The organism is Amycolatopsis vancoresmycina (assembly GCF_000716785.1).
GTDB classification, from domain to species: domain Bacteria; phylum Actinomycetota; class Actinomycetes; order Mycobacteriales; family Pseudonocardiaceae; genus Amycolatopsis; species Amycolatopsis vancoresmycina.
Genome location: NZ_JNYY01000040.1, coordinates 1 through 20,667, shown reverse-complemented (window position 1 = coordinate 20,667; position 20,667 = coordinate 1). Strand labels below are relative to the sequence as shown.

General features: G+C 74.2%; 10 protein-coding genes and 1 pseudogene. 3 read left to right on the top strand and 8 right to left on the bottom strand.

Features of this window, described 5'->3' with window-relative positions:
- The first annotated feature begins 91 nt into the window (after positions 1-91).
- Positions 92-919, top strand: a complete 828-nt coding sequence (locus OO60_RS43805) for a TIGR03620 family F420-dependent LLM class oxidoreductase (protein WP_003096727.1) — start codon at positions 92-94, stop codon at positions 917-919.
- Here OO60_RS43805 and OO60_RS43800 read toward each other — a convergent pair.
- From OO60_RS43800 to OO60_RS43770, 7 genes are read right to left on the bottom strand one after another with little or no spacing between them, the layout of a single operon-like run.
- On the bottom strand, positions 912-2,105 hold the full coding sequence (locus OO60_RS43800) for a glycosyltransferase (protein WP_033263613.1): 1,194 nt from the start codon (positions 2,103-2,105) through the stop codon (positions 912-914). The genes OO60_RS43805 and OO60_RS43800 overlap by 8 nt on opposite strands.
- A 14-nt stretch (positions 2,106-2,119) precedes the next feature.
- Positions 2,120-3,583, bottom strand: a complete 1,464-nt coding sequence (locus tag OO60_RS43795; protein ID WP_209441433.1) for a serine hydrolase domain-containing protein — start codon at positions 3,581-3,583, stop codon at positions 2,120-2,122.
- Positions 3,584-3,585: 2 nt separating this feature from the next.
- Complete coding sequence (locus OO60_RS43790; protein ID WP_004561158.1) at positions 3,586-4,275, bottom strand: glycosyltransferase family protein; 690 nt, start codon at positions 4,273-4,275, stop codon at positions 3,586-3,588.
- Positions 4,272-5,489, bottom strand: a complete 1,218-nt coding sequence (locus OO60_RS43785) for a cytochrome P450 family protein (protein ID WP_004561157.1) — start codon at positions 5,487-5,489, stop codon at positions 4,272-4,274. The genes OO60_RS43790 and OO60_RS43785 overlap by 4 nt, the downstream gene beginning before the upstream one ends.
- 10 nt (positions 5,490-5,499) lie before the next feature.
- A complete protein-coding gene (locus tag OO60_RS43780) occupies positions 5,500-6,372 on the bottom strand; it encodes a TauD/TfdA dioxygenase family protein (RefSeq protein ID WP_004561156.1) in 873 nt (290 codons plus the stop codon).
- Between the two features lie 23 nt (positions 6,373-6,395).
- A complete protein-coding gene (locus OO60_RS43775; protein ID WP_033263611.1) occupies positions 6,396-14,837 on the bottom strand; it encodes an AMP-binding protein in 8,442 nt (2,813 codons plus the stop codon).
- Entirely contained in the window at positions 14,834-18,631 is a 3,798-nt protein-coding gene (locus OO60_RS43770) for a non-ribosomal peptide synthetase (RefSeq protein WP_244885675.1), read from the bottom strand. Before OO60_RS43770 ends, OO60_RS43775 begins: the two co-directional genes overlap by 4 nt.
- 435 nt (positions 18,632-19,066) lie before the next feature.
- Here OO60_RS43770 and OO60_RS43765 point away from each other — a divergent pair, with 435 nt between their 5' ends.
- Both OO60_RS43765 and OO60_RS43760 read left to right on the top strand, forming a co-directional pair.
- Complete coding sequence (locus OO60_RS43765) at positions 19,067-19,675, top strand: hypothetical protein (protein WP_155848944.1); 609 nt, start codon at positions 19,067-19,069, stop codon at positions 19,673-19,675.
- Between the two features lie 261 nt (positions 19,676-19,936).
- Positions 19,937-20,539, top strand: coding sequence for a hypothetical protein (locus OO60_RS43760; RefSeq protein ID WP_209441432.1), 603 nt, complete (start codon positions 19,937-19,939; stop codon positions 20,537-20,539).
- Here the strand turns inward: OO60_RS43760 and OO60_RS47620 are convergent.
- Positions 20,466-20,667: pseudogene (locus OO60_RS47620) on the bottom strand (serine hydrolase); the annotation flags it as partial. The gene OO60_RS43760 and the pseudogene OO60_RS47620 overlap by 74 nt on opposite strands.

Below are 20,667 nucleotides of genomic sequence, written 5' to 3'. Positions count from 1 at the left end.
GTTTCCCGCCCTTCGACGATAAGGAAAGCTTATCGCAGCCCGTGCCGGTTGCCGCTGGTTCGCGGCGCCGCCGGGTGCTGAAGTCGTGATCATGACCATCGAACTGGGACCGCTCGGCGCCTATCTGACCGCCGCCGAGGCCACCGCGGCGGAGGCCGTCGCACTGGAGGAAGCCGGCTACGACGCGGTGTGGCTGGCCGCGTCGCCGTCCGCCGACCTCCTCGCCGCCGAGCGGCTGCTCGACGCCACCGGCCGGATCGTGGTGGGCACCAGCGTGCTCAACGTGTGGCAGGCCGACGCGGAGAAGGTCGCGGACGCCTACCACCGGATCGCGGGCCGGCACCCCGGCCGGCTCCTCCTCGGCATCGGCGCCGGCCACCGCGAGGTCGACGCCGGGTACGCGTCCCCGCTGGCGAAGATCGCGAGCTACCTGGACACCCTGACCGCGGCCGGTGTCCCCGCGGGGCGCGTGCTGCTGGCCGCCCTCGGGCCGAAGATGCTCCGGCTGGCGGCCGACCGCGCCGCGGGCACGCTGACCCTCCAGGTGACACCCGAACACACCCGGCGGGCCCGGGCGATCGTCGGGCCGGACAAGCTGGTGATCCCCGGCCACGGCGTGCTGCTGGACACCGACACCGGCCGGGCCCGCGCGACCGCCCGGGCCGCGGTCCGGCCCATGCTCGGGATCGCCAACTACGCCACCAACCTCCGGCGCACCGGCTACACCGGCGAAGACCTCACCGACCCGTTCAGCGACCGGCTGGTGGACGCACTGGTCCTGCACGGCGACGCGCCGGCCGTCGTGGCCGGCATCCGCGCGGAACTGGCGGCCGGGGCGAACCAGGTCGGCCTGCACGCGATCGGCTACGACCCGATCGGTGTCCTGCGCACGATCGCCCGGGCGGGGCGCGTCAGCTGAGCGAATCGTGCAGCAGGCGCGCCGCCACCGTGGCCCCGTCGGTGCGGATCCCGGTGCTCAGCGCCTTCGCCCGGGCCTGCGAAGCCATCGCCAGCTCGAACGCCGCGGTCAGGGACTCCGCCGTCGCCGCCGGGCCGTCGAGGGCCGCGCCGATCCGGTGCGCGGCCACCTGACCGGCCCAGTACGGGTTGTCCGCCACGGGAAGGGGCACCACCAGTTGCGGGACGCCCGCCCGGGCGGCCGTCTGCGTGGTGCCCGCGCCGCCGTGGTGGATCACCGCCGCCAGCTCGGGGAACAGGCGCTGGTGGTTGACCTCGCCGATGGCGAAACAGTCCGCTTCGCCGTCGAGCAGGTCCAGATCCGCCCAGCCGCGCGAGACGATCACGCGGTACCCCTGGGCGCGGCTGATCTCGACCGCCCAGCGGGCGACGTCCGGGGCCGGGCCGATGCTGCCGAAGCCCACGTAGACCGGCCGCGGTCCGGCTGCCAGGAACGCCGCCAGGTCGGCGGGCAGCGGACGCTCGTCCGGCCGGATCCACGCGCCGGTCTGGACCACGTCGAGGCCCGGGGTCTCCGGCCACGGGCCCAGGGCCGGGTCCGCGGCCAGCCACGGCCGGTCCGAGCAGACGTGGTCGCGCACGGAGTCCACCGGCGGCAGGCCCAGCGCCGCGCGGTGGCCGTTGAGCGGCTCGCGGAACTGGGCGTCGACCAGGCGGGCGTCGTGCTCCCAGCGGGCGGCGTTGCCGGGCTCCGGCGGCTCCGGCCAGCCCGGCCGCGGCGGCGGTGCGTGGTGCGGCGACGGCAGGTTGACCGCCGCGTACGTCACGTACACGTAGGGGATGCCCGCCGCCTCGGCCACCGACCGCGCGGCGACCTGCGCCAGCCCGGCCACGACCAGCGCGTCGCAGCCTTCGGCCGCCGAAGGGAGGACGGCGAACTGCGCGTCGAGCAGCTCGGCGCGGTACCGGGCCAGCTCCGCCGCCGACGGCGTGCCGCGCATCAGCGCCCGGATCGGCGGCCCGACGGGCACCGCGTCGATCCCGAGCCCGGCCAGCCGGTGCGCGAACTCCTCGTCCGGCGGGGTGCACATCCGCACTTCGGTGCCGAGGGCCCGCAATTGCTCCGCGAGAGCCACGAGCGGCTCGACGTCGCCGCGCGTCCCGTAGGTCGAGAGCAGTACTCGCATTCGCGTCCCTTCGGTCACCGTGGTGCGCGGGCGTAGAAGCCGACCGGCATCGTGAGGTCCGCGCTCGAGGCACCGCACTCCAGCATCCACAGCGCCGCGGCGGGCCCGAGTTCCCGGCCCAGCGCCCCGAGCGCGTCCGGGTCCGGCGCGACCGCCCGCGCCAGCTCCACCCCGCGCGCGAACGCCTCCGGGTCCCAGCCGTCCGGGTGCCCGTCGCCGAGCGAGCGCGCCCCCGCGGCCAGTGTCCGGACCGGCACCGGTTCGGGGACGCCGAGCAGGCCGTGCGTGCGCTCGCCCACCAGGACCCCCATCCAGCGCGAGCTTTCCGGGGTGGGCCGGGGACCGGTCCACCGCGGCCGCCCGTCCATGTCCGGGAGCTTCGCCGGGGCGCCCGACCGCGCCCACCGGCCCGTCCACTCCACGGCCAGGCCCGGGGCACTGCGGGTGGCGGGGTTGTGGAACCGGGCCATGTCCCACCGGTTGCCGACCGCGACCGCGGCCAGGTCGCGGTGCGGCCAGACCCGCGCCTCCCACCAGAACCCCCACGGGAACGCCGCGGTGTGGCCCCACCACCAGTCCTCGCCGAGGTCCGGGTCGGCGAGCTCGAGGGTCAGGCCGGAGAACGAGCGGACGCCGCCCGGGCTCGGGCGCGCCACGCGCGGCGCCGTCATGGCCGCGAGCGAATCCGGCCCGACCAGCCCGCGGTCGCCCCGGGCGGTGCGCAGCAGGGACTGCAGCAGCCGCGCGAAGTCCGCGGCGCTGGTGTACATCCCGACGCCCGGGTAGGCCGACGTCCGCAGCGGCGGGCTCGGCAGGCACCAGTCGCCGAACGCCATGTACCCGGTGGCGCCGCCCGGGGTTCCGGTGCCGTCGTCGATGCTCGTGCCCGCCATCCCGGCCGGGGCGAACACCTCCCGGCCGACGCGGCGGCCGTACGGCTCGCCGGTCAGGTGCTCGACCACCCCGCCGAGCACCCCGATGCCGAAACTCGAGTACGAGTACGCCCCGGGGGCCGTCTCCAGCGGCAGCACGCCGCCGTACTCGACGGCGCGGCCGGTTCCGTGCCGGCGCCGGACGTAGTCGAGGATCGGCTCGGCCGGTGCGGCCGGCGCCACGGCGGTGACGATGTCGCTGTAGTAGCCGCCCTGGTGGGCGGCCAGCATGGCGGTGGTGACTCCGGCCGCGCCGGGGCCGCGCAGCCCGGCCGGCAGCACGTCGTCGACCGGCGTGTCCAGGCCCGCCATCCCGGCCTCGACCAGCTGCAGGAACGCCAGCCCGGTGACGGGTTTCGTGAGCGAGCCCGCCGGCGCGACGGTGCCCGCGGTCATCGGCGTGCCCGCGGCGAGGTCGGCGAACCCGGTCGCGGCCGTGCGCAGCTCGTCGCTCGTCGCCACCGCGACGGCGACCCCGGGGGTGCCGGTGACCGCCGCCAGCCGCGGCAGGACGGCGTCGAGCGCCGCCATGACGTCGTCGAGCATGCTCATCCCTCGGTGGTGTTGTAGTTGACGATCCGCTCGACCATGAAGGCCCGCGCCCCGGCCAGCGGGCTGGCCGCGTCCCGCCGGGCCACGTCCGGCAGCCGGTGGGCTTCCGCTTCGGCGACCGCCACCATGCCCCAGAGGGCGTTGAACCCCGACGGATCGGCGGGCTTCTCCGCGGCGGCTTCGACGGTCACGACGCCGTCCGCGCCGGCGGTGCCGGTCACGGTGAGCGCGCCCATCTGCCGCAGCACGAACGGATCCCGCTCCGGCGCGGCCACCACGCTCCAGCCCGCCGCCGCCGTCTCCCGCAGGGCGGCGAGCAGGCTGCCGACGTCGCTGACGACGATGTCCGGCAGCACGAGCGCCACCGGCCCCCGGGTCATCGGCAGGGCGCACCGGATCGCGCCGTCGAGGCCCGGTTCCGTTTCGCCGTCCTGGTAGACGAAGACCAGCTGGAAGGTCCCCGCGTACCGCGCCAGGTACTTCACCGTGTCGAGCTTGTGCGTCCCGAACACGACGACCACGCGCACGCCGAGCCCGCTCTTCACCAGCTCGACCGCGGCCTCCAGGCTGCGGTCCAGCACGGTGACCCCGGGCGCCAGGCAGTGCAGCTCCTTCGAGTACGGCGCCCCGAACCGCGTGCCGAAGCCGGCGCAGGGCAGGATGACCGAGACGTCCGGATCGTTCACCGCAGCCACACCTCCAGGGCGGCCCGGTGGCGGGCCCGGGGCAGCGGCACCCAAGCCGGCTCGCCGGCCGGGCGCACCGCGGGGAACCGGTCGAACAGGCTGCGCAGCGCCACTTCGGCCTCCACCTTCGCCAGGGCGACGCCGAGGCAGAAGTGCGGGCCCCAGCCGAACCCGACGCTGCCTTCCCGGCCGCCGTGCTCGGCCTGCCGCCGCACGTCGGCGTGGTGCGGGCAGCCGAACTGCGCGGGGTCGCGGTTGGCGGCGCCGAGCACCGCCTGCACCGGGTCGCCCGCGCGGATCCGCACGCCGCCCACTTCGAGGTCGGTGGCCGCGTACCGCAGCCGGGCCAGCTGCACCGGGCCGTCGGTGCGGACCAGCTCCCGCACCGCGGCCGGCCACAGCTCGGGCTCCTCGCGCAGAAGCTCCCGCTGGGCGGGGTCGCGCATCAGCGCGAGCGCCGCGTTGGCCAGCATGTGCGCCATCGTTTCGTGCCCGGCGAGCACCAGGAACACCACGAGCGCCACGGCGTCGACGTCGGTCAGGTCGTCCCGGGCGACGACGTCGCTGAGCAGGTCCTCACCCGGCTCGGCCCGGCGCCGGTCGACCAGCTTGTGGCAATAGGCGAACATCTCGCCCAGTGCCGGGGTGATCCGCGCCGGGTCACCCTCGACGAGGATCTTGCCCCACCGGTACCAGTCCGGCCGGTCCGCTTCGGGTACGCCGACCAGTTCGCACACCACCGCCATCGCCAGCGGGTAGGCGTACTCGTCGAGCAGGTCCACGGTTTCCGATGCGGTGGCGAGCTTTTCGAGCAGCTCGTCGACGAGCTGCTGCACCCGCGGCCGGAGGGTGGCGACCCGGGACGCGCTGAAGGCGGGCAGGATGCTGCGGCGCAGCCGCAGGTGCTCGGCGCCGTCGAGGCTCAGCAGGCTCGCCCGCAGGTACGGCAGGTGCTCCGGGGGCGTCCCCAGCGCGAGGAAGGTTTCCTCCTGGGTCTGCGCACCCTGTCCCGGCAGGCCGGTCGGGTCGTTGCGCACGGCCGGATCGGACAGGACGGCGCGGACGGCGTCGCTGCCGGTGACCAGCCAGCCCTCCTCGCCGTTCGGCAGCCGGGCCCAGCAGACCGGCGAGGCGGCGAGGATGCGGTCGTACCCGCCCATCGGGTCGCCGAGGACGGCCGGATCGCGGACGTCCACCACGGGTTCGGACGACATGGGACTCCTGTCAGCCTTTGAGCGGGCCGCCGTTGATGGCGACGCGGTGCCCGAACCGGGTGTGCGGGTAGTAGTCGTAGGTCGCGTGGTGCTGGACGCAGCGGTTGTCCCAGAACACCAGCGTGTTCGGCTCCCAGCGCACTCGGCACGCGAGCATCGGCCGGTTCGGGACGACCGAGAACAGCAGGTCGAGCACGGCCTGGCTCTCGTCGGCCGACAGCTGCGGGATCCGCGAGGTGTAGGCCGGGTTGACGTACAGCAGCGGCCGGTCGGTTTCCGGGTGCCGCACGACGACCGGGTGCTCGCTCACCGGGGGCTCGTAACCTTCGGGGATCTTGTGGCCGCGGAAGGCGTGGGCGCCGTCGTGGATCGCGGTCAGCCCGGCCAGCAGTTCCTTCAGCTTGGGCGACAGCATGTCGTACGCGAGGTGCATGTTCGCGAAGAGCGTGTCGCCGCCGCTGCCCGGCGCCGGCATCTCCGTGATGTGCAGCATCGAACCGAGTGACGGCTCTTCGTCGGCGGTGCCGTCGGCGTGCCAGCCGTTGCCGAACACGGTGGCCGCCTCCGGGGCGGTCGCCACCTCGAGGATGTAGGGGTTCCCGTGCTCGGGAGGCGGGTTCACCGGCCGCAGCTCGCCGAAGTGCGCGGCCAGGCGCTGGTGGTCGTCCGGGGTGATGTCCTGGTCGCGGAACACCAGGACGTGGTGGTCGAGGAAGGCCGTCTTCAGCTCGGTGAGCTGCTCGCCGGTCAGGTCCCGGGTCAGGTCGAGGCCGGTGACCTCGGCGCCGATGACCGGCGTCAGGCCCCGCACCGCCAGGGTCCGGTAGTCGCGCGCCGGCCGCGTCGTGATCCGCTTGACGGCGTCGAGTTCGTACTGCTCCATGGTTTCCTTCCCTCGGGTGGGTCTCAGCGTCCGATGGCGGCGGCGACCGCGGCGACGTGCGGGGTGCGCACGATGCCGTAGTGGGTGGTGGGCAGTTCGTGCCACCGGCTCGGTTCCGGCAGCAGGGCGCGCCAGCCGTCGCGCCCGGTCACCGGCAGGCCGGGCTCGGGTTCGGTGGCGAGCCAGACGTGGCTGGGCGTCGCGCTCAGGCGGGGCAGGGCGTGGCCGGCCATGCTGCGCAGGTTCGCCCGGCACGCGCGGGCGAGCTTGTGCGCGTGCTCGCCGGCGGTGCCGCCGGAGGCGCCCAGCTCGCGCTCGAACACCGTCTCCAGCTGGGCGTCGCTGTAGTCCGCGGCGCCCGCGCCGGGCGGCGGCGGGTCGATCAGGTGCAGCGCCCGCACCGGCTGCCCGGCCGCCTCGGCCTCGGCGGCCATCCCGGCCGCGACCCAGGCGCCGAACGACCACCCGGCGAGCTGCCAGCTGCGTCCGGGAAGTTTCCCGTGCAGGGCAGCGTGATATCGCCGGGAACGGTCCACTATGGACCAGCCGGGCGGGTCCGGCAGGCTCAGCGCCGGATCGGCGATCACGCAGACACCGAGCGCCGGATCCAGGGCCTCGACGAGGGCCCGGTACGCGTGGACGTCCCCGCCGACCGGGTGCACGAGGCAGACGACGTCCGGTGCCGTCCCCTCGCGCCAGACCTGGACCTCGACCTCACCCGGGCTCGCGGCTTCGGAGAACTTGGCCAGCAGCGCGGCCATCGTCACCTCCGGGCCGAGCCAGGCGAGGTCGAGGTCGACGCCGTGGAGGCGTTTCACCGATTCGACGATGTCCAGCAGGGTCAGGGAGTCGGCCCCCAGGTCGTAGAGCGGCACGTCCGGGTCCAGTTCGGCGACGCCCAGCAGGGCGCACACCTCCTCGGTCAGGTCCGCCACGGCGGGTTTCGCCGCCGGTGCGGTGTCGCGTTCGTGGAACCCACGGGCGGCTTCGAGACCGGTCGTCGCGACGAGCACCTGCGGCAGCCCGGAGCCCAGCGCGCGGGCGAAGGTGCGGCGGCCCTCTTCGACGCTGAGGCCGACCGCCAGGTGCGCCTGGTGGCGGGCGTCGGTTTCCAGCGCGGTGACGGCCATCCCGGTGTCGCGCCAGACGTCCCAGCCGAGAGAGAGGCGGGCGGCCGGGCCGTCACGGTGGGCGAGTGCGTCGAGGAACCCGTTGGCGGCGGCGTAGTCCAGCTGGCCGGTGCCGCCGAACTGCGCGGACAGCGACGAGCAGTAAACGACGTAGGCGGGCCGGTGGCGTTCGGCGAGCTGTTCCACGAGCAGGGCACCGGCGAGCTTGACACGTTGGGTGCCTTCACCGCGGGTGGCGATCAGGCTGCCGTCCGGGTTCCCGGCCGCGTGCACGATCCCGGCGAGGGGGAGGTCGATGTCGTCGGCGGTGAGCGTGGTGAGGTCGGCGGCGAGCAGGTCGACGCGGTCGGCCCACGGCTTGAGCGCTTCGGGCAGGAAGGGGTGGCGCGCGAGCAGGACGACCCGGCCGGTGGTGCGGGTCAGCAGCTCTTCGGCGATCGCGGTGCCGAGGCCGCCGGTCCCGCCCAGGACGAGGTGGGTGCCGTCCGGCACGACGGGCTCGCCGGGCCGGACGGGCGCGCTTTCCTGCGTCCACCAGAACCCGCCGCGCAGGGCGACGCGCGCGGGCGGGGGCGGGCCGGTGAGGAGGTCGGCGAGGGGATCCAGGTCCGGGCCGGGCAGATCGGCCCAGTGCCCGGGAACGCCGCTTTCCTGCGGCCCGACGCTGGTGATCCCGGCGAGGAGCCCGGCTTCGGGCCGCGTGACGGGGGTGGTGGCGGCCGCGGCTCCGGCGGAAACCCACCAGGTCCGGAGGGGACGGTCGTGGGCGGCGCGCAGGAGCGCGGCGGGGGTGTCGAGGCAGGCCCAGGTGGCGCGGTCCAGCGAGGTTTCGCCGACGGGACCCGTGATGCCGAGCGGCAGGGTGTGGAGCCAGTCGACGTCCCGGCCGGGCAGCGCGTCGAGGACCTGCCGCAGCTGGGCGGCGTCGGCGGGATCGGCTTCGAAGGCGTCGGGACCGAGCCGGGCGAAGTGCCCGGCCGCGTGCACCCGCACGACGCGCGGGTAGGCGGCGTCGAGCGCGGGCGCGGTCAGCGGGCCCGCACCGGAGATGACGAGGACACGATCGGTCCGGGCGGCGGCTCCCGCCCGCCGGAGGCGCACCCAGGTGGGCTGGTGCAGCCACGCGGTTTCGGGCAGCTTCGCGACGGCGGCCTTCCGCGGGAAGCCGAAGTCCCGCTCGGCGAAGGCGGGCGGCGGGAAGTCCCACGGCGCAGGGGCAGGCGACCGGCCCCAGTCGACGGCCGCCCCGGCCACCCAGTCCGCGGCCACCTCGGCCGGGCGGTCTGCCGCGGCTGGTCGTGAGTGGTAAGGAGGGTTAGAACGCGCCTTACCACTCACGACCTCCTGGGGCTCGGCCGTGCGGAGCCAGTCGACGGCCGTGGTTGCGTCCTCGCAGGACGCCGCGATGCGCCAGCGTTCGGGGGTGCGGCCCGACTGCAGGTGCCGGAGAACGTCCTCATAGGACTCCGGGTGCGCGGCCAGGTACGCCGCCACCCGGGCCGCCTCCAGACGCAGGGCCGCGGCGCTGCGGGCCGACAGAACCAGGCACCGCACCGGATCCGGGCGCGGGGGAGCGGCCGGGCGGACCTGCTCCAGCACCACGTGGGCGTTCGTCCCGCCGATGCCGAAGCTGCTCACCCCGGCCACCCGGGGCCCGGCGGGCCACGGTCCGGCGGCCGCCGGCACGCGGAACGGCCCCAGGTCCAGCGCCGGGTTCGGGGCGCGGAAGTCCACCGTCGGCGGCCGCACCCCGTGGTGCACCGCCAAGCTCGCGCGGATCAGGCCCACCACCCCGGCCGCCGCGCCCAGGTGGCCGAGCTGGCTCTTCACCGACGACAGGGTGCAGTCCGCCGCGTCGGGCATCGCCTCGCGCAGGGCCGCCACCTCGATCGGGTCACCCAGCCGGGTGCCCGTTCCGTGCGTCTCCACGTACCCGACGTCGGCCCCGGACCGCCCCGCCCGGCGCAGCGCCGCCCGGATGGCCGCGCGCTGCCCCGCCGGGGACGGCGCGCTGTAGCTCTGCTTCACCGCACCGTCGTTGGTCAGGGCCGAGCCGGTGAGCACCGAGTAGACGGTGTCGCCGTCGCGGCGGGCCGCCGAAAGCGGCTTCAGCACCACGACGCCGACGCCGCTCGCGCCCACCGTGCCGTCCGCGTCGTCGCTGAACGGGCGGCAGTGCCCGTCGGCCGAGAAGATGTGCTGCGGCCGGTACCGGTAGCCCTCGGCGAGGGTGACGTCGACGAGCACCCCGCCGGCCAGCATCACGTCGGCCTCGCCGCCGCGCAGCATCCCCGCCGCCTGGTGGACCGCCACCAGCGAACTCGAACACGCCGTCTGGGTCGTCAGCGCCGGACCGGTCAGGTCGAGGTGGTAGGCGACCTTCGTGGCCAGGAAGTCCTTCTCGTGGTGCAGGGCGAGCTGGAAGCCGTCGGGCAGCGCGACCGGGTCGGCTTCCCGCAGCATCTGCCGGAAGTAGGTGTTCTCGCCGCAGCCCGCGATCAGCCCGACCCCGGCCCCCGACGTGATCCCCGCGTGCGCCAGCGCCTCCACGCAGGCCATCAGCAGCTGCCGCTGCTGCGGGTCCATCAGGCCGGCGTCGCGGTGGCTGATCCCGAAGTGCTCCGGGTCGAAGCCCAGCGGATCGGCCAGGAGGCTGCGCGCGCCGACGAGGCCCTCGGCGGCCGGGAACTCCTCGATGCCGCGGCGGCCGGAAACGACCAGGTCCCAGAACGCCGCCAGGTCCCGCGCGCCCGGCAGGCGCACGGCCATGCCGACGACGGCCACCGGCTCCTCGGCCGCGAGCCGGGAAGCCGGCGCGGCCGCCGCCGGGCCGCCCTCGAGGTGGCGCGTCAGGTCCCGGAGGGTGACGTGCTCGAAGAGGTCGGCCGCGGTGAAGCGGTACCCGGCTTCCGCGCAGCGCAGGTGGAACCGCATCAGCGAGAGGCTGGTCGCGCCCGCGGCGAAGAACGTCTCGTCGGGGCCGATCGGCGCGCCGGTCACCTCCTCGAACAGCGCGGCCAGCTCGCTCGACGCGGCCGGGGCCGTCCGCCGCAGGTCGGAGCCGGGGGTGCGGGGCGCGGCGTCCCGGTCGAGCTTCCCGCTCGGCGTGCGCGGCAACGCGTCCACGACGCGGAAGCGCTCGACCCGCGCGTGCGGCGGCAGCAGCGGCCGCAGGTGGCCGGCCAGCTCCGCCGCCGACGGCGTCCGGCGGCACTCCAGGAACGCGGTCAGCCGGCCGCCGTCCACCGCGACGACCGCGTTGACGACGTCGGCGTGCCGCAGCAGCGCGGCCTCGACCTGCCCGAGTTCGAGGCGGTGCCCGCTGAGCTTGACCTGCCGGTCGGCCCGGCCGTCGAAGTGCAGCAGCCCGGCGCGGTCGAAGTGCGCGAGGTCGCCGCTGCGGTAGTACAGCTCCGGCAGCTCGGCGAACTTCTCCGGCGCCGCGTCGCCGAGGTAGCAGCGGTTCGCCGCGAGACCGCCGATGAGCAGCTCGCCGACCTGCCCCGGCGGCAGGGCCGCGCCCGTGGCGTCGGCGACCCGCAGGACGGCGTTCGCCACCGGACGGCCGATGGCGGGTCGTTCGGGCCACGCCGCCGGGTCGCCGTCGAGGGTCAGCGCGCTGACGACGTGGGTTTCGGTCGGGCCGTAGTGGTTGTGCAGCCGCGCACCGGGCAGCCCGGCGAACCACCGGCGGATCGCCGGCGTGCACACCAGCTGCTCGCCGGCGGTGACGACGTCCCGCAGCCGCGACGGGTACCGGCCGAGCCGCACACCGTGCTCGGCGAGTAGCTGCAATGCCACGTACGGCAGGAAGATCCGTTCGATGCCCGCGTGTTCCAGCCGTGCCAGCAGCGCCGGGACGTCGTGGCGCCACTCCGGGCGGACCAGGTGCAGCGCCCCGCCGCCGCAGAGCGTCGTGAAGATCTCCTGGAACGAGACGTCGAAGGAGAGCATCGAGAACTGCTGGGTCGCCGCGGGCGGCGCGTCCTGCCACTGCAGCAGGTTGGCCAGGGTCCGGTCCGGGACGCGCACGCCCTTCGGCACGCCCGTCGACCCCGAGGTGAACAGCGTGTAGAGCGGACGTCCGGCGTGCCGGGCCGGGACATCCGGTACCGGCCCGCCGGTGAGCGTGACGTGCCGCTGTTCGACGTCGGTCTCGAACGTTTCCCCCGGCGCGAGCAGGACACACCGCGGCCGGACGCGGTCGAGCATGGCGCGCAGCAGTTCCGGCGGGTACGCGGGATCCAGCGGCACGGCGGTGATGTTCAGCCGTGCGAGCGCGAGCAGCGCGACGACGTGCTCGGCCGACGGCCGGAAGTACAGCGCGATGTCGGTGGCGTCCGCGGGCAGGGTGGCCGCGAGCCGGGCCGCGTGCGCGTCCAGTTCGGCGTAGGTCAGGGTGGTCTCGCCGATCAGCGCCGGCGCCCCGGGCGTCCGCGCGACCTGCCGCGCGAAGCCTTCCGCGACGGTGTCCCACGTCAGGTCCGCCGCGGCACCACGGCCGTGGTCGCGGTGGTCCGGGGTCCGGGCGTCGCCGTGCAGGGCACGGTCGAACACCTCGCCGAGGGCGGCCACCTCGGCTTCGGTGAAGTGGCCCTCCCCGTACTCCCACAGGCAGTCGAAGCCATCCGGCCGTTCCACCACCGACAGCGTGAGCGCGCACTTCGCCTCGGCCGCTTCGATCCACTGTGGACTGATCGAGCAGCCGGGCAGGCGTAGCGCTGCGAAGTCGGTGTTCTCCAGGACGAACAGGTAGTCGAAGGCCGCGTAGCCGGGGTCGAGGTCGGCGAAGGCGACGTCCTGGTCGTCCAGGGCCGCCCCCGCTGCTTCACCGAGTCGCCGAAGCTGGGCGGCCAGGTCTTCACCCGGGTCCACGGACAACGGCAGCCGCACGGTGTTGGCGAACATCCCGACACCGTCCTCGAACGCCCGCACCGGCCGGTTCGCCACCGGCGCGGCGATCCGCGGCCGGGTCCGCCCGGTCACCGCGGACAGGCTCCGGGCGAACACGCCCAGCAGGAGCTGGAACCGCGTCAGACCCAGCTCCGCGGCCCACGCGTCGACGCGTTCGCGGTCGATCCGGGTCGTGTGCAGCCGCCCGGCCAGTGACGCTTCCCCGAGCGGCTCGGCGTCGTCGGCGCCGGCGGTCAGCTGCGCGCGGTACCCGGGGGAGGCGAACCAGCGGGCCTGCCACGCGGCGAAGTCGAACGGCGTGTGCGCGGCCGGCTTCGGGTCCACTCCGGACAGTTCGCGGAAGAGGATGTTCAGCGACCAGCCGTCGACCGCGATGTGGTGCAGGCAAAGCAGGAGCGTGCCGCCGGGCCGCCAAGCCGCGCGCAGCAGCCGCCCCGACGTGAGATCGAAGGGGGCGGTGAAGAAGTCGCCGCCGGGCTCGATCCACGGGTCGTACGGCGCCTGCGCCACCTGCCGCAGGCCGTCGGGAGTGGCCTCGAACGCGGTGCGCAGCGCCGGGTGCCGGTCCACCAGCTCCCGCACGCCCCGGCGCAGCGCGTCGAGGTCGGGCTCGCCGGTGACCTCGAACGCCAGCGGCACGTGGTACGCGGTGGACGCCGGATTTCGCTGCTGCAGCAACCAAAGCCGCTGCTGTTCGCTGGTGGCCGGGGCCGACTTCGCGCTCGTCGGCGGGCCCGGCTCCGGGTACGCCGCCCGGCCCGCGGCCGCGACCGCGGCGGCGAGATCGGCGAACGTCCCGCGTTGCACGACCGAAGGGGCGAGGTCCGCGCCCCAGCGGTCGCGGATCGCGAACCGCAGCCGCAGTGCCTTGAGCGAGTCGCCGCCGGACCGCAGCCACGTGTCGCCCGGGTGGAGATCCGGGACGTCGAGCGTCTCCGACACGGCGTCCAGGACTTCGCGTTCCCACGCGGTCGCCGCGCCGCCGGTGTCCGGCCGCCACGCCGGGAACCCGCCGGCCAGGAGCGCGACTTCGTCGACCTTCCCGTTCGCGTTGCGCGGCAGCTCGCCGACGCGGAACACGTGGTGCGGCCGCATGTAGACCGGCACGGTCTCGGCGAGGTGCGCTTCGAACGCCTCGAACGAAAGCTCGCCCGCCACGACGAAGGCGAGCAGTTCGGCGGTGGCCGCGCGGCGCACGGCCACGTGGACCTGCCGGATCTCCGGGTGCGCGAGCAGCCGCTGCTCCAGCTCGCCCGGCTCGACCCGGAACCCGCGGACCTTGACCTGGCGGTCGGTGCGCCCGGCGTAGGCGTACCGGCCGCCCGGGAGCACGCGGACCAGGTCGCCGGTGCGGTAGAACCGCGCGCGGCCCTCGTCCAGCCACGGCAGCCGGACGAACCGCTGCCCGGTCTCCGCGGGCAGCCCACGGTAGCCGAGCGCGACGCCCGCGCCCGAGAGGTACAGCTCGGCGACTTCCCCTTCGGTGGCAACGCGTTCGTCGGGCGTCACCGCAACCGCGCCGGTGCCCGGCAGCGGGCGGCCGATCGGCACGACGTCGCCGTCGAAGCCGCGCGGGATGGCGTAGCTGAGCGCGAACGTCGTCGTTTCGGTCGGGCCGTACCCGTTCTGCAGCCGCGTCGGCGAGTCGGGGTTGTCCCGGTACCAGCGGCGGATCAGCGGGGCGTTGAGCTGCTCGCCGCCGATGACGACCCGCCGCACGGTGGCGAAGCTGCCCGGCACGGTCTCGGCGACCGCGTTGAACAGCGTCGCCGTCACGAACATCGTGTCGATGCGTTCGCGCACCAGGGCATCGGCGAACGCGCGCGGGTCCCGGACGGTGTCGTCGTCGAGGATCACGCACGTGCCGCCGGTCAGCAGCGGCACCCACACCTCGAAGCTGATCGCGTCGAACGCGGGGTTGGCCAGGCAGGCGAACCGGGTGCCGATGTCGAGCCAGCCGGGTTCGGCCAGCCGCAGGACACCGGCGTCGCGCACCTCGACGCCCTTGGGCCGCCCGGTCGTGCCGGACGTGGAGAAGAGGAACGAAGCCGGCGCGGGCTCCGCCGGGATCCCGGGCTCGACCGGGACCAGCCCGGGCAGCTCGTCCTCGATCACCGCGACCGCACCCGCGTCGGCGAGGATGCCGTCCCGGCGGGCGGGCGGGCTCTGCCGGTCCAGCGGCACGACCTGGCCGCCGAGGCGGAGCACGCCCAGCATGACCTGCACCAGCTCCAGCGAGCGCGGCAGGCCGACGGCGACCGCGTCACCCGGGCGGATTCCGCGCCGGGACAACGCTTCCGCGACGGCGGCGGCCCCCGCGTTCAGCTCGGCGTAGGTCAGGTGCCGGTCGCCGTCGGACACGGCGAGGGCGTCCGGGTGCCGCAGGGCCCGATCGTGGACGCGGCGGGCGATCGAGGTCATCGGGCCGCCAGCTCGCCCGAGATCAGCTTGGCGACCAGCGGCAGGGCGTCGCTTTCGAGCATGTCCCAGTGCCCGCAGTCCGCGGGGACCACCTCGAACCCGCCGCGGGCCCGGCGGCGCCAGAACTCGGCCGCGCCGGGGATCGGGTCCTCGCCGACGGCCTGGACGAACACCACCCGCGCCGCGGTCTCGCCGGGGTCGTGCTCGCGCGCGGTGCGGCGGTTGTGGTTGTACGTGCGGTGGTAGCGCTCGATCTGCGCGTCCTCGATGCCCGGGTACATCCCGTTGAAGCGCACCAGTTTCTCCCGGAACTCGGCCGCCGGAACGGGTTCGATCGCGGCCTTCGCGGCCGGGTCGTCGGTGGCGGCCGTGTCGAGCAGGACCACGCTGACGCGCGGGTGGCGCTCGGCCAGCCGCCTGCCCATCTCGTACGCCACCAGGCCGCCGTAGGAGAGTCCACAAAGGACTATGGCTTCGTCCGGCCGCGGCCCGACGAGCCGCAGGTACTCCTCGGCCATCGCCTCGACGCTCGGCAGCGGCTCCTCGCCGGGGTTGAGCCCGGGGGACTGGATCCCGAGCACCCCGGCGTCCTCGGGCAGGAGCGCGCTGAGCGGCAGGTAGCAGAACGCCGTGCCGCCGGCCGGGTGCACGCAGACCACCCGGGCCCGCCCGGCGCCGCGGCGGAACTCGATCAGGCTGCCGGTCTCCGGCGGGCGGTCCGCCCGCAGCAGCGCGGCCTGCGCCTCGATGGTCGGGTGCAGGATGACGTCCCGGATCGGCAGCTCGCGCCCGAACCCGGTGCCGATCGCGTGGGCCAGCTTGATCGCCGAGATCGACGTGCCGCCGACGTCGAAGAAGCCGTCCGAGACGCCGATCGCGGGGTGCAGCAGCAGGTCGCGCCAGATCTTCAGCAGCGCCAGTTCGACGTGGTCGCGCGGGGCGGCGGTGTTGACGGCGGCGGGTGCGCTCGTGCGGGCGTGCGCCAGGACGGCGTCGCGGTCGAGTTTGCCGTTGCGGTTCAGCGGCAGCCGGTCGAACTCCGCGAACACCGACGGGATCATGTAGTCCGGCAGCCGCCCGGCCAGCGCGGCCCGCCACTCGTGCGGCGTCCGCCCGCCGCCCGCGACGCCGGCGACGAGCCGCGGCTCGCCTTCGCGGTCCACCAGCACGGCGGCCTCCCGGACCCCGGGCACGGCCAGCAGCGCGGCCGTCACCTCGCCGGGTTCGATGCGGAACCCGCGCAGCTTGATCTGGTCGTCGCGGCGGCCGGCGTACTCGGCTTCGCCGCCGGGGAGCCACCTCGCCAGGTCACCGGTCCGGTACATCCGCTCGCCGGGCACAACGGGGTCGGCCACGAACCGGTCCGCGGTCAGCTCCGGCCGGTGCAGGTAGCCGCGGGCCAGGCAGTCGCCGGCCAGGAAGACCTCGCCCACCACCCCCGGCGGCACCGGGCGCAGCCGGTCGTCCAGCAGGTACAGGCGTGATCCGGGCAGCGGCCGTCCGATGGGGGCCGGGCGGTCGCGTGGCTGCGGGTCGCAGTGCGCGGTGGCGTAGAGCGTGGCTTCGGTCGGCCCGTAGCCGAAGCAGATCCGCAGGCCCGGCAGGGCGGCGGCGAACCGCGCGAGGGCCGCCTCCGGGAGTGGTTCGACGCCGGTGAGGACCTGCCGCAGCGCGAGCCCATGGACGCGCGTGGGATCTTCGTCGATCCACCGGACGTAGGCGGGTGGCAGGAACGCCTGCACGATCCGGTGGTCGCGTAGCCACGCCATCAGGGCCGCGGGATCGGGCCGGACGTCCTCGGGGACGACGTGCAGCACGGCGCCGGTGGTCAGGGGGAGCAGGAGTTCGTGCACTGACGCGTCGAAGCCGATGCTCGACCACGCCGACGTCGCTTCACCCGGCGTCGCGCCGAAGCGGTCCAGCCACTGGTCGAAGAGCGCGAGGACGCTGTGGTGGGTGACGGCGACCCCCTTCGGCCGCCCGGTCGACCCCGAGGTGTAGATCACGTAGGCCGTTTCGTGCCGGCCGGTGTGGACGGGTCTCCAGACTTCGTCGCCTTCGGCTTCCAGCGCGCCGACGTCGTCGCCCAGCACCTGCACCGGCCGCGCGTCCTCGACCATCGCCGCCCGCCGGGCCGCCGGCTGGGCCGGGTCGAGCGGGAGGTAGGCGGCCCCGGTCTTCAGCACGCCCAGCACCGAAACCACCAGTTCGGCCGACCGGCCTTGGTGGATCGCCACGACCCCGCCGGGCCCGGCGCCGCGGCGGCGCAGGGCGTTCGCGAGCTTCGTGGCGCGGCGGTCGAGCTCGCCGTAGGTGAAGGTCCGGTCGTCGCAGACGAGCGCGGGCGCGGCCGGGGCGGCGTCGGCGTGGGCGGTGAACCGGTCGACGAGCCCGCCGGGACGCCGGTGCGGGCGCGGACCGGTGCTCCAGGCGGTGAGGATTTCGCGACGTTCGGCGTCGTCGAGCAGTTCGTAGCTCGCGATGCCGTCGCCGGGTCGCGCGGCCAGCTGGTCGAGCAGCCGCACGAGGTAGCGGCCGTACCGCGCGGCGGTGTCCCGGTCGAAGAGGGCGACGGCGTAGTCGAGGTGCCCGCGGACGTCGCCGTCCTCGCCGGCCAGGTTGAGCGCGAGGTCGAACTTCGCCGGGGCGAACTCGACGTCGAGGGGCTCGACGTCGACGTCCGGCAGCTCGAGGAGGTCGTGCTGGGTCGGCACCCAGGCGAACATCGTCTGGAACAGCGGGGTGTGGGCCGGGCTGCGCGGCGGGTTCACCAGTTCCACGACCCGTTCGAACGGCAGCCCGGCGTGCTCGATCGCGCCCCGCAGGGCCGCGCGGACCTGCTTGAGCAACTCGGCGCCGGTGACCGGGCCCGCCGGTTCCGCGCGGACGGCCAGGGTGTTGACGAAGAACCCGATCGTGTCCGGGTGCTCCCCGGCGGCGCCGCGGTTCGCGGTGGGCACGCCGACAACGATGTCAGTTTGCGCGGAAAGGCGGTTCAGCAAGATGAACCAGCAGGTCAGGATGGTGGAGTAGAGCGTGACACCGTGCTCGCGCGCCACGGCCTTCAGCCGGGCGGTGAGGTCCGGCCCGAGGGCGACGGGCACCCGCGCACCGCGGAAGTCCTGCCGCGCGGGCCGCGGCCGGTCGGCGGGCAGGTCCAGCACCGGCGGCACCCCGTCGAGCCGCTCCCGCCAGTAGTCCTCGTGCGGCGCCGGCCCGTTCCCGCCCAGCCACTCCTGTTGCGCCAGGGCGTGGTCGCGATAGGGCCGCGCGGGCGGCAGGCCGGGATCCGCGCCGCTCAGCTGAGCGGCGTAGAGGACGCCGAGTTCCCGCAGCAGCAGCGACCGCGACCAGCCGTCGAAGACGACGTGGTGCACGGTGATCAGCAGGAGGTGATCACCGGCCGGAAACCGTCGGTGGTCCCCGGTAGCGTGGCAGTCGGGGGGCGGCGCCCCGACCACCAGCCGCGCCCGCGCGAGCGGCGCCCGCGTGAGGTCGAACGGCTCCGCCGCCGCCCCGGCCGCGTCGCCCGGCCGCTCGGTGACGGTGAGCGGAAACCCGTGACCGGCCGGTTCGACGATTTGCACCGGCCGCCCGTCCTCGACGACGATCCGCGTCCGCAGGGCTTCGTGCCGGTCGGCGAGGGCGTCGAAGGCCCGTTGCAGCGCCTCGTGATCGAGCGGCCCGCGCAGGGCGAAGGCCATGGTCTCGTTGTAGGCGGGCCCGGCCCCTTCGAGCTGGGAAACGGTCCAAAGGCGCTGCTGACCGGACGACAGCGGGGCGGACACTCGCATTCGAGGACGGCCTTTCCGGGCGGGGCGGGGCGAACCGGTACTGCACTGTGCCGTCGCGGGGGAGGTCGGGGAAACGCTCTCTGTCTGTCTCGACAGTTAACACCACACCACCGTGTGCTGACGAGTGTTGGCGGAAGTTTGCCCGGAAGTCCCTTCGGGAGGTTCCCGGGACGGCCCTCCGGAAGGGGTGGCGGCGACCGGTGGCCCGGAATGCCCGGTTCGCCTGACCCCGCGGGTGACCGTCAGCTGAAGCCGTCGACGGCATCACCCTCCTGGCACGGGCAGCGCCTTGCGCTTCGGGCCGATGTGCGAGCTCGGCCGATCCGGCTGCCGATGTCGAATCCGTAACGTTGCGGTGTGCGTGGCGTGCGCCGGTAACACGCCGTCGAGCGATATCGAACTCTGTCGTACTGGCGGGAACGCACCATGGCGAGCATGGGTTCGGAGGAGTCGATGGCGGGTACCAGAGGGTCCGCGTTGAAGACCTGGTCTTCCATTCTGGCGCTGCCTGTCTCGGTCGCGGCTTTGGTTGTCGCCTTCTGGCAGACAGCGGAACTCAAGGAACAGTTCGCGATGTCGGGACCGGTGGTGTCGGTGACCAGTCAGCTGCAGGTGCAGTACGACGACAACAAGAAGCCGGTGCCGGCGAACCGCGACGACTCCGAACACCCGGTCGTGAACTTCGACATGTTCGAGAAGTACAGCGAGGTGTGGATGAAGGTGTCGATCACCAACAACGGCCGGGCTGACACCACCCTGCGGACCGCTCGAATGGAGATATCTCCCGACAACTGGGTCGATTCGACGTTCGACGGGCCGACCATCTGGTGCAAAGAAGAGAAAGCCGATTCGGCGGACTGCCGCAAGACCTTTCCCTACCTGCTTCATCCGGCAAACAGCTTGGTGGTGTACTTCCCCTTGAGCTCGTGGAAGGATGATTTCGCTCGAACGCGGTTCGGCGGGGAAGGAATTCCGCTGGAAATCCGGGCAACCGGTGTGCAGGAGCCGGTCAAGTACACCTCCGGGATCCGGATCAGCCTGTGAGCCGACCTGGTTGCCCGAGGACGGACGGGTGACGGCACGATCCGGAAATCCCCGGCGAGGACGCGCAGGGGACCGGCCACGGCTCGAGGCCAGGCTGCGCTATCCGCCGAACCTACCGAAGACGACGCCGCCGGTCCGCGCGGGTCGGCACCACGTTGCGGCTGCGGCGAAGTCCTCGAACGACCGTGGTGGGCGGCCGATGGGCCCCGGCGGGGCGGCTGCGAGACTGGGCGTCAACGTGACGACGCGAAGGAGCTCGCGGTGGCCTCTTATGCGCTTGAAGGACCGATGCCGGCGTCGAGCGGGCCGGGGCAGCCGGTCCTCGCGCTGCTGGACAAGGCCGTCGGCGTGCAGGCGCCGCTGGTGCGCAAGAACATCGCCCGGGCCCGTCAGCGCAATCCGGAGGCGACACCGGCGGAGGTCGTGCGCACCCTGGAGCGGATGTTCGTCAGTGCGTTGGCGGGCACCGGCGCCGCGGTCGGGGCGACGGCGGCGGCGCCTGCTGTCGGTACCGGGGTCGCGCTGGCGCTGTCGGCGGGCGAGGCTTTTTCCTCGCTTGAACTGAGCGTCTTGTTCGTGCTTTCGGTCGCCGAGGTTCACGGGGTCCGGCTGGACGAGATCGAGCGCCGGCGGACGCTGGTGATGGGGATTCTGCTCGGCCAGTCGGGTTCGTCGACCATCGTGGGCAAGGCGGCCGAGCGGACCGGTCAGCACTGGGCGCGTCAGCTGGTCAGCAAGGTGCCCGTGTCGACGCTGAACCAGATCAACAGCGTCCTGGGCAAGAACTTCGTCACCAAGTGCCGCCGTCGCCCAGGTCCTGGATCCACAGTCCCAGGCCGAGTCCGAGTTTGCCGTGCGGAGTAAGCATTTCCGCCAGCTGCGCGGCAGGCAGGAGCCGGCCGCCCAGCAGGGCCGTGATGAACGTGCTCAGGTCCTTGGCCGTCGAGATGAGGTCGCCCGCGCCGGCCAGCAGGGAGGGGTTCTGGCGGCTG